General features: G+C 37.1%; 11 protein-coding genes. All 11 read right to left on the reverse strand.

The window, feature by feature from the left end; all coding sequences use genetic code 11:
* Positions 1-447 precede the first annotated feature (447 nt).
* Positions 448-990 (reverse strand): hypothetical protein, encoded by a 543-nt coding sequence (locus DBO93_RS11880; protein WP_108456540.1) that lies wholly within the window; start codon positions 988-990, stop codon positions 448-450.
* Between the two features lie 114 nt (positions 991-1104).
* Positions 1105-1830: a hypothetical protein gene (locus DBO93_RS11885; protein WP_108456541.1), complete on the reverse strand. Its 726-nt coding sequence runs from the start codon at positions 1828-1830 to the stop codon at positions 1105-1107.
* Between the two features lie 130 nt (positions 1831-1960).
* Positions 1961-2356: a hypothetical protein gene (locus DBO93_RS11890; protein ID WP_108456542.1), complete on the reverse strand. Its 396-nt coding sequence runs from the start codon at positions 2354-2356 to the stop codon at positions 1961-1963.
* A 116-nt stretch (positions 2357-2472) separates the two neighbouring features.
* The gene (locus DBO93_RS11895; protein ID WP_108456543.1) at positions 2473-2733 is read right to left on the reverse strand and encodes a hypothetical protein; all 261 of its coding nucleotides are present in this window, start codon (positions 2731-2733) and stop codon (positions 2473-2475) included.
* A gap of 15 nt (positions 2734-2748) precedes the next feature.
* On the reverse strand, positions 2749-3219 hold the full coding sequence (locus DBO93_RS11900; protein ID WP_108456544.1) for a hypothetical protein: 471 nt from the start codon (positions 3217-3219) through the stop codon (positions 2749-2751).
* Between the two features lie 133 nt (positions 3220-3352).
* Positions 3353-3871, reverse strand: a complete 519-nt coding sequence (locus tag DBO93_RS11905; protein ID WP_108456545.1) for a hypothetical protein — start codon at positions 3869-3871, stop codon at positions 3353-3355.
* Positions 3872-4280: 409 nt separating this feature from the next.
* Positions 4281-5012 (reverse strand): hypothetical protein, encoded by a 732-nt coding sequence (locus DBO93_RS11910; protein ID WP_108456546.1) that lies wholly within the window; start codon positions 5010-5012, stop codon positions 4281-4283.
* Between the two features lie 486 nt (positions 5013-5498).
* Positions 5499-6089: a PEP-CTERM sorting domain-containing protein gene (locus DBO93_RS18990; protein WP_239058978.1), complete on the reverse strand. Its 591-nt coding sequence runs from the start codon at positions 6087-6089 to the stop codon at positions 5499-5501.
* Between the two features lie 84 nt (positions 6090-6173).
* Positions 6174-9437 carry an ExeM/NucH family extracellular endonuclease gene (locus DBO93_RS11920; protein WP_162533781.1) on the reverse strand — a complete coding sequence of 1088 codons (3264 nt, stop codon included), beginning with the start codon at positions 9435-9437 and terminating at the stop codon, positions 6174-6176.
* Between the two features lie 876 nt (positions 9438-10313).
* A complete protein-coding gene (locus DBO93_RS11925; RefSeq protein ID WP_204100618.1) occupies positions 10314-11348 on the reverse strand; it encodes a DUF4238 domain-containing protein in 1035 nt (344 codons plus the stop codon).
* A 410-nt stretch (positions 11349-11758) separates the two neighbouring features.
* Positions 11759-12982, reverse strand: coding sequence for a DUF4145 domain-containing protein (locus DBO93_RS11930; RefSeq protein WP_108456548.1), 1224 nt, complete (start codon positions 12980-12982; stop codon positions 11759-11761).
* Positions 12983-13088: the final 106 nt, after the last annotated feature.

A 13088-nucleotide genomic window follows, 5' to 3' on the forward strand; every position in this document is an offset into this window, starting at 1 on the left:
GTTGATTAGGTTAGCTCTATCATTTCTCTGTCTAATTTAGACGCCAATTTATTTGTTATAGCTCAGACTTAAATAGATATTTTTTAATATCAAGCTAACCAAGCTGACCCTCAGCAATAAGATCAATGCCGCCTTTGGCAAGACATTTTGAAACACTAACTTTTGCCAATTTGCAAAACAGAAGCAGCGTAGAGAAGACTGTTTTGTGCGCATTGAAGAAGTTACAAGTGACTAAATCAATACTTCAGCTCCTTGCCAATTGCAGACATTAAGACTTAGTTTGAAAGGATAACTACTGCCACAAAGCGGTCATTAGCACTTACTGGCTAGAATTGAATTCAGATTAGTTTTTGTATCGATAACGCCTCATTAAGAGGAAATTTATAGTTGGCTATAATGTTGAACGCAGTGAAAACAGCCAACTGCAAATTTTCCTGCTTTAATGACTTATAAGCCGGAGTATGCTGACTGTATTTGTTGACTATAAATTTTTACAGCATCTTTAGAACGTTGTCCGCTGACTTTTACAGCTAAACCGTCATTTTGTTTTAATTGTAATAACTTCATTAGCCAATCACGATACAAATAGCAACAATGCATGGCGATTGTTAAGTTGGGAAGTTGCTTGATAGACTTTGCTACATTTAAATGTGCTACACGCGTATTACGTGTATTTACCATTTCTTTATGGTAAGCAGCCCATTCGGACTCTGTAATATTTAGATAAGAAATAAGCATTTCTTTATCAAATAATTTTAATTTTTTGCTTTCATTTAAAGTTATTTGACCAACAAAGTTTTTCCAATGTGTTTCTTGGCTGTTTTGACCAAATAGACTATTCCAACTTATGACTAGGTCGGCATAGCACATATCAGCAATACTCAACCAAGCACTATCTTCTGAAGGACTTTGTCTCCAGATAAAGTCAGAGTAGACACAAGCTCTGAGACAGTCATCTACAAGTCCTATTTGTTGACTAAATAAATCCATGTTACTCCAAACTATAACTAGGCTTAGAACTCCTCCATAAGAGGCTAAAAGTTGTGGGCTAAATTACGAGCGAAGCTAGATATCCCGAGGTTTTCAGCCCTTTTAATTGACTTGTTAGAACACATTTTTAGTAACCCAATTCACACCGTCAATTAACTCTCTAACTTGCTCTTTTGTAGGCTCGTCATCTTTTTTGTGAGAACATAAATTTCTAATATCTGCTAGGTAGCTGACTTTACGCCATGTAGGAATATCGTATATATCCTCTTTTTTTAGCGGATCATTTAAATCAGCTACCGTTGGTGACTTTTTCTTAATTACTACATTATGATTTTCCGCAACTTTTTGGAGGTAGCCTTCCAGCACAACTCCAGCTAGGGCGCCAGCAGCTCTAGGGCTGATTTTTATCAACTGATTACATGACGATAACTCGGCATCTTTAATTTCTGCATAAATGCTTAATTCTGCATTTGCCAAAACCCCATCGATTCTTGAATTTAGTGACTGCAATAATGAGTGTTGATTAAACAAACAGCTACCAGCCTGTTCTGCTGAATCAAACCCATTAAGAATTGGAGCGACTCCTTTGACATAATCTTGAATTACCCATGTCCCCCAAGACAAGGATTTTCTTTTAGGATCAATTTCATAATATGATTTAAATTCTGAGGCGCGATCAGGAGCAAGAAATGAGACTAACCCAATAGCTTTGGTATACCACTTTTGATATTCAATTTTAAAACTCTTATCTGTTATTTTACCTTTCAATATATCAGATATATCTTTCGCATCAGTACCAAGCTTATTTAACTCATATTTAATCGATTCTTTGGAGTTCATATTCAACCTTGTGTTCTAACGCTTTGCTAAGGGGCAACTGGCTGTTGGCTATACTTGCGCGAAGCGCAAAGCCAACTGTTAATTGTCCCAGTGAGTTTTCGAACGAACTTGAGCAACTTGTTATAAAGCATTACTCAAGCCCAAACATTAATGTATCAATTTTGTGTTCCAAGTCTTTATATATTGGCCAGAACTCATTATCTGTAAGTTTAGGATTTCCACGTATTTTACCCAATAAATCTGATACTTCTGAGTGCAGTTCGATAGCTTTTTGGCGCTTTTTATTCACTCCTGAAGAGTACATATACAAAGTTAACCCTGTCGTTAAAGTGCTAAATATAGCTCCAAGCCACATTAATACTTGAGGCAAAACTTGAGCCACCAAGAGCCAAAGTCCCCCAGATGTTAGAACACCAATAACTAATAAAGTGTTCTGTATAGCATTTCCTCGATTTGCGAAATATTTTAACTGAAGTTCTATTTTTGCATAAAGGCTGATAGTACTATCAAGATATTGTTGACTCATGCACGATCTCCATTTGCTTTATAACGCCGCATTAAGCGGACAAAAATGGTGGGTTAAAATGTGTAGCGAAGCGAAACTTAACCCACTGTTTTTGTTCCGTTTAAATGTTGTTATGTTTATCTTATACGAGCTTTCAATTCAATACTGCCTGCGCATTCCTTGTATAGTTTTTTTAGCTCTGGTTCAATACGACCTACTTCGGCTAAAGCGTAACCTAAAAAGCCTGATTGAGTAATGTCCGATGGGAATGGCTCATAATTATCCTTTGCCTGTAATCCTTTAATAATGCTTGAATATAGATGTTCCAATTCAGTAACATATTTATAGCCATTCTTAACTTTAAAGTAAAAATCCTCATCAAGTTCAGCAATACTCACCAATAGTTTGTCATATTACTGCATCCTGACTTTACGTACAGGGTTGCAAAGTACTAAATCGCCATTGTAGGTAGCATGAACATACAAACTGTCTGACTCTTTAAACTTTGCTTCGTATGTTGCCCCTCGCCATTCATCTTTATTACTTTCTAGCTCGCTACAAGTTCCATCTATAGATTTTAAAGCCCCAAAGTTTAATTCTAATTCTTCTGCAAGTAACATCCTATAAGCATTTAATTTCCGACTATTTGCTTTTTCTTTACGGTTATATTCAAGTACTTCCTTAACCATGAACAAAGTAACAGCAACAATAACTGTAATTGGTATCAGGCTCTCCTTTCCATCCAAAAGGCGAGTAATGTAATCATCTAGCATAGGGTGATTAATTATTTTTTCAGATAACTGCATAAGAAAAACAAAAAGGACAACAACAAAAACACCAAATGTAATTCCGTACACTTCTGGTTTTATTTCTCGAAACTTCAAGACTTACTCCACTATGATGGATAAACCTAACGCCGCACTAAGCGGACTAAAACAGTGGGTTAAAATGTGTAGCGCAGCGAAACGTAACCCACTGTTTTAGTTTCGTTTAAGTGCCTTGTTAGGCATACTATGCTCAACCTTTTAATTTTTTCAAATCAATATTGAATCCAGCTACACCAGGTTTCGCTTCAATTGCGTCATATAGTTTTTTAAAGAATGATTTTTGAGCTTCTACGGGCTTGTTATTATGTTCCCAAGCCAATTGTTCATTCGCTAACTTTCGAACTTCTTGAAGAGTTTCCGCGGCTTTATAAGGAGATGTACTCTCGAATGAAGCAAAATAATAGTTACCTATACTTTCTTTAAACTCGGACAATGGCTTAGTTGAAACTAACAAGCCCGGAAGTTTTCCTGATAAAGACCACCAGAGTTTTTCTATACTGCGGACTTCTGCCTCGATACGCGCAGCGTACCTTGGATTAGGCATAAGTAATGAAACATTAGATTCATGTACAGCCCCAATTTTCTCTAATTCAATTTGAACTGCATTAGTAAAGTCTGATTGATCGGTGTTGTAGTCTTCAAAAAGATAATAAACAAAAACTTTCGCTTCTGGCTCAACAGTTCCTAAATACGTTTGAGTTACCCACATTCTCTGATACTCCTTGTATGCCTAACAGCTTATTACGTATACGGCTCAGTAATATCCGTTTCATAATTTTTTATTTAATTCACATTAATATCCCATAACTTCAAAGCATTAGAAACCATTGTAATCAACTTTTTTATCAAAAATAGTGGATTACTAAGCCCGCGCAGTAATATCCCTCATAGAAAAATGTATTAATTACAATAAGATCAATAAAATAGACGTTTGTTGTCGTGTTTTAGGTCTATTACTGAGCCGGCTTAGTAATAGACCTAAAAGATCCATGAGAAAATATATGGCAAATACTTTTGGGCTAATGTCTTCAATGCGCACAGAGAAGTCATAAAACCGAAATAGTGAAATGTCAGCAAAGTGTGCTAAGGGGACATTGTTCAAAAATTTTTACCATATATTACTCACCTTTTAAATATGGCTTAATACAATTAACAACATTATTAATGCAGTACTCTAAGTTGTCACAATCTGGCTTATCCCTCATATAACCATCAGTGTGACGAATATGACTACTTGTATCAAAACCCAACTCCAAGTTAATATGCCTTCTTCTTAAGGAGTCTAAGGTAACCATAGACTCCTTAAGTTTCTTAGAGCAAACGGCTTTCCTTTCATCGTCAGTAGCTTCTTCTAGATTCTGCTTTATCTTATCTGAATAGGCGGCAACAGATAAACAGCGATCCAAACTACTAATAACTTGGTCTGCTAGAAAGGTTAATTCCCTCATATCTTTGGCTTTACCATCAACTAGTAATGCTTCGACTTGTAAACTTAAGGATTGGTAATGTTGCATTGTGTCTTTGATTGGTTCGATAACCTTGGTATATCTTTCTGATGCTATATTTTCTGGGTTGTAATGGCTATAACCCACACCGGATATACATTTTCTAAATAACCAGTTAGGTGTTTTAATCTCTAACAGGTGGTCACGTATCTTATAAGTATTTTCAATAACTTCTTTAGCTAACTCAAACTTAGCCTTGAAAGTAGTTTCATCTCTCCACCTATTGAAACTTTTGATAGCAACAACACCTGCTGTAACTCCCGCAAATAGTAAGCCTAGGTCTTTAGCTATTCCTATATAGGAAGCTGCTAACTGTATATTTGTTGGTTCTACGGGAGAAAGCATAGGTAGTCCTTTACAAGATAAAATAATTATTAAAAAACAACTTTAACATATGAGAAAATAAATGAATTAAAAAAGCCATGAACACTAGTCAGTAATAGAAAATATAATCGAAAACTTCATTTCAATATTAATTCCTAATGTCAGCAAAGTGGCATAAGTGAGCGTTTAGAGGTAAAGATTAGTTGCAGCTTTGAGCTTACTACGAAAGTCAGGTTTAGCCTCGATATTTAAGCGTTAAATAAGGTTTGTTCTAGTTCAGATATAGACAGTTATTCAACTCTGCCAATGACAACTTATCTTATGCAACACTCAGGAGTCCCTTTAAGGTCTGTACATGCCTAACGTAATCATATTAACACCTCATAAAATAAAACTGTTTAGTTAAACTTGCTAAGCGGTCACCCGCCCCTTTTTCATATAATAGAAGAGCACCAACAAAAAAGCACCGGTTAAGGTGCTTAAATGGCTCGCATGTAAAGCTATACGCTATTTTTTCTTAAAGCGACGTGATGCTAAGCCCATAATGCCTAATGCGAAGATAGCTAGTGTAGATGGTTCTGGGACTGTCGGTGGTGCAGATGCTCGGGTTAAATCAATACTATTGAACGTCACAGGCATTGGACGAAACGTAACTGCACTTACAAAAGGCCCCACAGGGAAGAGATTTTCTTGTGTCGATACGCTGGTGCTAGCCCCCATTGTTGAAAGCACTTGAAATGTAATACTTCCCAATACCGCAGAGCCTGTTAAGCCATTAAAATCACCAAATGCCCACCCAGAAAGCAGCCCAGGAAAAAGATCAGGTGGACGAAAAAAAAGTGGATCAGCGAAGGGGGGTATGAGTAGGTTTTGAAAACCCAATGCCAAAGGGTCAAAGACAATATCAAAGCCTCCACCTATTGTCGGCTCAGCTGTAAAGTCTATCAAAATGTCCATAGTGATGAAATCACCATCATTAAGGTTTGTCACTATTGTTGTCGGCGACAAGGTAATAAACCCTGCTTGCGCGGCAAACGGACTCATTAAAAGCGCCAATACTAGTACACTCGTTATTTTTATTCGTTTTATAAACTTCATTTCACTTCCTTACTTATTGTTTTTATATATTATTATTCAGCAATATACTGCTTTTCTTTTAAGCCTTTGTTCGACTAAGTAATGCTATGGCACCAATAAACTGGGGCCCGGTGGTTGGAAAAACAGTGATCTCATTATTCCAAGGTCAATAAAATTAACGACACCATCGCTATTCAAATCAGCATCAGGATCATTAGTAAAAAACACAGCTCGCATCATATTGAAGTCGGTAAAATTAACAATACTGTCATTATTTAAGTCTGGGTCACAAATGTTACCGAAACCGTCGCCGTTGGTATCTTCTTGTGCAGGGTTCGGTTTTAGCGTGCAATTATCGAAGTTATCAGGTACACCATCACCGTCGGTATCAGGTTCCACTACGATAGGAGCAAAATTAAACCCAATAATGATAGGATCGTGATCTGACATTCGATAAACATCTGGCGCGTAAAAGTTACTTTGCTGTGTTGGTGTTTGAAATTCAGTATTGTAATCAAGCGCCCGAGGTTCATCGGCATTAATATGCCATTCGGTAACGTCACTAACTTTGTCGGTTAAGCTTGCACTGGCAAGTGCGTGATCTAAATACCCCGCTTCAGCGCTAAATACAAAGGAATATGCTGTTGAACCAATAAACGCATCAACAAGATTAGTATAGCCATTATTAGTAATATTAGTTATAGCGTCTTCCATCGCGTAAGCATTTAAATCACCCAGTATTAAGAAATCAGGATCAGAACTCCCTGTTGGATCTGTTGCTAACCAGTTGACCAATGCCGTCGCTGCATTTGCACGAGTTCCAGCACAGTTGCCCTGCCCATCATTTATATTAACGTCTCCAATGGAGTCACAATTTGAACCCTTAGATTTAAAGTGATTAACGGCTAAGGTTAAGTTTTCGCCACTAGGCAGACTAAATGTTTGCGCCAGTGCTGGTCTGTTTTTGGTATCAAGAAACAAGGGATCAACTGAGCTATCTAGTATTGCAAACGCGCCACTTGGTGAAGTACTTGCTGGTTTATAAATAAACCCAACTTTTATCGCATCAGTTCCAATAGTACCGGTGTTTAAATAAGCATAAGTTCCAGCACCGGCAACCGCATTAAGGCCACTGACCAAATCAGCTAATGACGCAGTTGCGTTGTTTTCTAATTCGACCAGCCCTAAGATGTCTGCATCAATGGTGTTAATAGCATTAATTATTTTGTCTCGTTGACGGGTAAATTCCAAAGCACTGTCTGCTCCTCTGCAACCTATAGAAGAAGGTCCACAAAGCGCGCCACCGGTATCTATCGTTGTAAAGTAGTTCAACACGTTTATACTTGCTATTTTGAAGTCTCCTCCTACGTCTTCTGGCATAGGAGTACGAGAATTATCTGCACTAAAGTTAACAACTTCTGTCGGTTGAATCCGGTACTTACTAAATCCGTAACTCATTATCCCTGTTAAACTCGTGGTGTAACCACTGCGTAAAGTATTGCTCGCACTCAAACCTGGGGCTGGATAAATAACGGGTTCTGGATTTTGAGATGTATTAGCGTCATCCAAAATCAATTGATTTAGCGACAGACTTGCAAGATGTGACGCATAGCCCGCAACATTAGGTAAACTGTTGTGAGTAAATTGATATGTTCTGCTGTCTGAAAGAGTTATTTCACCAAAACGCGCTAGATTAAAATTCTCATTTACCGTTAACGGTTGAGATAAAGAAACCAACATTCCTTCAACACTTTCAAGCTCATCGAGTGAAATCACAGGTAAAGTAATGGTAGACGCACTCACGGCTCCATTACCGCAAACAGCTAATTGTGAAACATTATTAATCTCTGTTAGGCCAAAGCTTTCGTTCGCTGTACCTTGAACTCGAACAACATCGCCAACGTTTACCGCATTTGTAATATCAGATACAAAAAGTCCTTCAGAAGTAGTTGCGTCTGCATCAGCTTCAGTATCTTCTTCTTGAACATAAAACCCACCTAACGAACCACTACTTTGGTAATTAGCTGTTACTACTGCCTCGATTATAACGCCTGTATTACCATTTAATGGACCAACTGTGCCTGCACCTTGAACATCATGGATAAACGTTGCGATGTCATTACATACGCCAAAGTTATTCGTAGGAGGAGTAGTGCCACAGACATTTTCTGAACCAGGAGTAGGAGAGTGTTGCTCGTAAGTGTCTGAGTTACGCAAACCTCCCGAACCGTTTGCACAACGTTGACTCGAATTTGTATCCTTATTACCCGTCCCATCTTCATTAACTTGTGGTTGGCCTGGGTTAAGTAAAACCAGTAACCCAGTATCGTCCCTATCATTAGTATCGTAGACGAGAGCATCGAGGAGGTTGGTTGTTGATACGGGCGTATCATTAGGATAATTAGCGGCATCTCCCGTGACTAATGCCACAGCATCGGCGCCGTTTTGAATAAGATTCGTTTCGGGTGAAACATCTAAATCACAATTTGGCGTAGTCGCGGCATTCGCACAAAGTACAAAATAGCCATTCGCATTAGTGTTTAAACCATCTAAATCAAATGCTAAATATGACGCATCATCAGAGCCGTTATATAGCACGACAGACAAGCCGGTTAAGTCAGAGAATCCAACACCACCATCATAAAGTTCAATAAATTCAGCACTGTCACTACCCGTTTGGTCAGCATCAACTTCATTGATCAAAATATCAGTAACCCCGCATGTATTCGAAAACCCCGGTGTCGGTATATGTTGCTCGTAAGTGTCTGAGTTACGCAAACCTCCCGAACCGTTTGCACAACGTTGACTCGAATTTGTATCCTTATTACCCGTCCCATCTTCATTAACTTGTGGTTGGCCTGGGTTAAGTAAAACCAGTAACCCAGTATCGTCCCTATCATTAGTATCGTAGACGAGAGCATCGAGGAGGTTGGTTGTTGATACGGGCGTATCATTAGGATAATTAGCGGCATCTCCCGTGACTAATGCCACAGCATCGGCGCCGTTTTGAATAAGATTCGTTTCGGGTGAAACATCTAAATCACAATTGGCTGTATTGGCTGAATTACCACACAAAACAAAATAACCATCAGCGTTTGTACTAAAACCATCTAAATCAAATGCTAAATAAGAAGCATCATCAGAGCCATTGTATAGCACGATAGATAAGCCTGATAAGTCAGAAAATCCAACACCACCATCATAAAGTTCAATAAATTCGGCGCTATCTGTGCCTGTTTGGTCGGCGTCAACTTCGTTGATTACAATCTCAGCTTTTGCCGGTGCCATTGCTAAAGTTAATGTAGCTAACACTAAAGCAATGATCTTAGTTTTAATTAGCTGTGGAGATGACAAGCGTATTTTATTCATGTGCATTCCTTTAGTTATATTCTCATATTTCTAAATTTTTCATGCACACCTATATTAGGTTTTACTACTTAAATAACGTGAATGATAAATGTTAAATGTGTATTTAAAAGTACTGATTTTCTATTTATTATTAAATTTTACTCTTTTAAATGAATTTGAAGTTTCGATGACATAATAATTTAATTCTGCAAAATAATATTCGTAATGTGGCTCTGTGTTAATTTTGACTAAATAACATATAGGAGAAGATTACCAATTAATCAATTTTTAGCAGGGTATATTTAAATAAAGAAGAATTTCTTTCTAAATTTAAATTATTGTTCAATAACGGAGAATAAAGCGCTTATTAAATCTTTATGTCAGAAATTGGCCTCCTGCCGGAAGTTCGGTCGAAATACTCCCTCCTACCCCTCAAACGATTGTCAGGCTGACCGTCTCTTGCGAAAACTGAGATCAGCCATGACCGAGGCCAAAATCCCCCGCTACTTTGACTTAGGTTGAGGTAGTGGGGGGCGGTTTCAGTTATTTTTCCCCCATGAAAATCTGTGAAACTAAGATTCTAAAATGGACGTTTGGCACTTTGGCTTCAAAGTGCGCATTGTTGACGTTAGCTGTTGGCTATTCTTTAGGTTAACTGATAGCCATAAGCTGACAGATACGGCTTAGTTTGAAAAGATAACTACTGCCACAAAACCGACTTAATTATTAAAGTAATCAACTCTATTTTTATGTCAGCTATCTTCAGGGGGAGTTGACATAATAGGTGATTTTTCTATGGCGCTTTCGCCCCATTGCGACTTATAAACCACAAATTGAAGATTTTATTTCAAAATTAAAGACCTGCCCCGTTACACCATATATGAAAAATGTACAAATTTACTCCACAAGGTCTTTAATAGCATTGAGGTTGGTTTTTACATATTTTTTATATGGCTTAAGTGATTCTTTACTGTCACCAATAATATGAAAATTGGCTTTTTTAGCCAGCTTGATGTTCATTTCTTCTACGTCATCAACCGATACTTGAACTCTACCGCGTGGAAAACGATTCGATTTGTTAATCATATAAGCCACGTTTGGTGATATTGGGTAGTAGAAGTCGCACTCATGGTCTTCTGGTGCTTTAATCTCGTCAGTCAATACTTGATGAATATTTACAATCGGCTGGTCAGAGGTAATAAACGGTGTATCTGTATCATTGATAAGCAAGCAATGAATATCGTCTTTTCTATCTAAGTACAGTGACCGCCCCATACTCATTCCAAACATATATCCAATGAACCACCAAGACTCTTGAGTCAGCTTCATTATATGGTTTACCTGTTCTTCCGTGGCTTTATCTAAACTAGGTCTAGATTTATCCAGTCCAGCACCTATCGAATCTTTAAAGTTCTTGGTTCTAGCAATCTGGTGACCGAAGAACTGCAAGAAATAAATCATATTCCGGTCGTTATCAAGTACAGATAAATCACGATTTGCCAGTGCTTTTAATACATCTTTAACCTCATCTTCATGAGCCGTGTGAAAATTTTCAATACCGTTGCACTTCCAAGCCTCAAGCATTTTATCTGCTTCTTCGTTTTTAATGCCACTCTGCTTATACAAGGATTCCATATATTGCATTTTCATATAATCATTTAGATAAGACATATGCAGTTCATGTAGGTCTTCGGGGCTTTTAGATGACCATCCTTTTATAACTTCCACATGGTCAGGTGTAAGTGGCTGAACTCGATAAAAATCACGCTCAACAGCAATGCTTTTAACGCTGTCATTTCGAATAATGTTGTTGTTCTTTTTGGTGGTGTAGAAAACGTTCTTGTTATCGGATGCCCACCGCCTCATATAACTAGCCCAAACATGATGATGATTTTTCTTTGCTTCTAAGCTTTTCTTGTTGATTTCGACCATACGCCCTCCGATCCTCTGCACTGAGTGATTATACCAAATATATCATGATTTTAGCTCTATTTTACTTACCAAAATGTCTTGGTGTTTTGTAGATTACAGTCACAAAATACACAATTATGCAGTGCCCACCAATAGTTGGGCAACTAATTATTGAAAGAGAGTGGGGGAAGGTCTTTAATTTTTAGCTTTCATAAAGTGTAAGATGATCTCCTAGGGGGCTTTTGCCCCATAGTGAGATAGAACAAATAAATTATGTCCGCTATGTGATCAGAAAATTGACGTTTGATATTTTGATTGGTTTTATTCCGCTTAGCGCACAAAGTTACCCTTTAATGTTTTATGTCGAACGACCGATGTGGTAACTTTTTTGAGGGTGAGATTAAAATTTAAAGTCGCATATCGAGTTTTAATCACCTAAGGTAGTGCTTATAATTAACCAATGATAGAGCATTTGATAACGGTGATAGAGCATTTGATACAGGTGATGCTCTTAACATTGTATTAAATCCTGGTAGCTCTTTTACTTTTTTATTTTCCGTTATCTTATAAAAATTGCTTTTAACTATTTTTTCAATCTTGTTGGCCATTTTTTTATCTGACAATTTAACTTTATTTAGACACTCATAAGCTCTTTTAAAATCAACAATTCCATACTGTTCTTCTGTAAAAATTTGAGCTAAAAGACAATTAAAGCTAATTGCCCACTCACACGTGCCTTTTGCACCTTTTTCAAGAGCTTCTATACAAAGGTCCATGTTCATAGGTACTGATTTAAAAGATCCGTTGTATACTCGCCAAACTAGGTTAAAAGAATCAAATACATTGGCTTCATAGGCTATATCTGTATAGGTTTTGACCTCATCAACACATATATCTTTCTCGCCACAAATTAATGCAAAACGTATACAAGCATCTATATTGCCTAATGATATTGCTAGCCTTAAATAATCTAAGCCTTCATCAAGCCTACTATCATTAAAACAACCATCTAAGATCATTTTACCTAACAAAAAGCTCAATTGAGGGCATTTATTATTACTGGACTTAGCTATATCTATTGCTCTATTTAATAGAAATTTGTCTTTAGTTTTATTACTGCTAGCCTTGGCGTATAGAAGTACAACTAAATCTGTAATTGTTTGTAGATCTCTTTCACCCATTATGAACACCTTTAATAGGTAGTGTTCTAGATTTAGTTCCGTATGAACTACCTTTAATTCATTAATAAAATTGCCTGATTGGCTCGTATATACATCTTCTAATAATATTCTAAATGTTTTTACAGCTTGAATAGCATTTTTATTAATGTCGCCACTTTGATTTTTATCTACGTTTTTTGTAAAAGAAAACTTGTGTGCACCAGTATTGCCAAGTTTTCTTATTGTATGTAAAAGTGACGTAATGTTCGGATTTATGATATTACTTTTATGTAGTTGATTGATTTTATCGAACAACAAATTGTTACTTCCACTATCATAATCACCGTAAAGATAGTCAATAAGCAACTCTACACCTGTTCGTATTTTTACCAGGCTAAATTCTGGTAAACAACTCTGGTACACTTTAGCTTCATTAAATTCTACAAATATTTCCTCGGAAAACCATTTTGCTAAGTCATTATCGGATTCAATCATTGTTATTCCACTTTAAATACTTAATATTTTTTATTTCGCTGGTTCACACTTAAAACACCAAAAACTACATTTTGACGTTTCTTAAAGCATCGATATATATCTACAA

It is taken from the genome of Colwellia sp. Arc7-D, assembly GCF_003061515.1.
In the GTDB taxonomy this organism is placed as follows: Bacteria; Pseudomonadota; Gammaproteobacteria; order Enterobacterales; family Alteromonadaceae; genus Cognaticolwellia.

Coding starts and splice junctions, on each gene's coding strand:
- DBO93_RS11920 (WP_162533781.1), bottom strand. CDS start 9,437: ATGAATAAAATACGCTTGTCATCTCCACAGCTAATTAAAACTAAGATC.
- DBO93_RS11930 (WP_108456548.1), bottom strand. CDS start 12,982: ATGATTGAATCCGATAATGACTTAGCAAAATGGTTTTCCGAGGAAATA.
- DBO93_RS11905 (WP_108456545.1), bottom strand. CDS start 3,871: ATGTGGGTAACTCAAACGTATTTAGGAACTGTTGAGCCAGAAGCGAAA.
- DBO93_RS11925 (WP_204100618.1), bottom strand. CDS start 11,348: ATGGTCGAAATCAACAAGAAAAGCTTAGAAGCAAAGAAAAATCATCAT.
- DBO93_RS11880 (WP_108456540.1), bottom strand. CDS start 990: ATGGATTTATTTAGTCAACAAATAGGACTTGTAGATGACTGTCTCAGA.
- DBO93_RS11885 (WP_108456541.1), bottom strand. CDS start 1,830: ATGAACTCCAAAGAATCGATTAAATATGAGTTAAATAAGCTTGGTACT.
- DBO93_RS18990 (WP_239058978.1), bottom strand. CDS start 6,089: ATGAAGTTTATAAAACGAATAAAAATAACGAGTGTACTAGTATTGGCG.
- DBO93_RS11890 (WP_108456542.1), bottom strand. CDS start 2,356: ATGAGTCAACAATATCTTGATAGTACTATCAGCCTTTATGCAAAAATA.
- DBO93_RS11910 (WP_108456546.1), bottom strand. CDS start 5,012: ATGCTTTCTCCCGTAGAACCAACAAATATACAGTTAGCAGCTTCCTAT.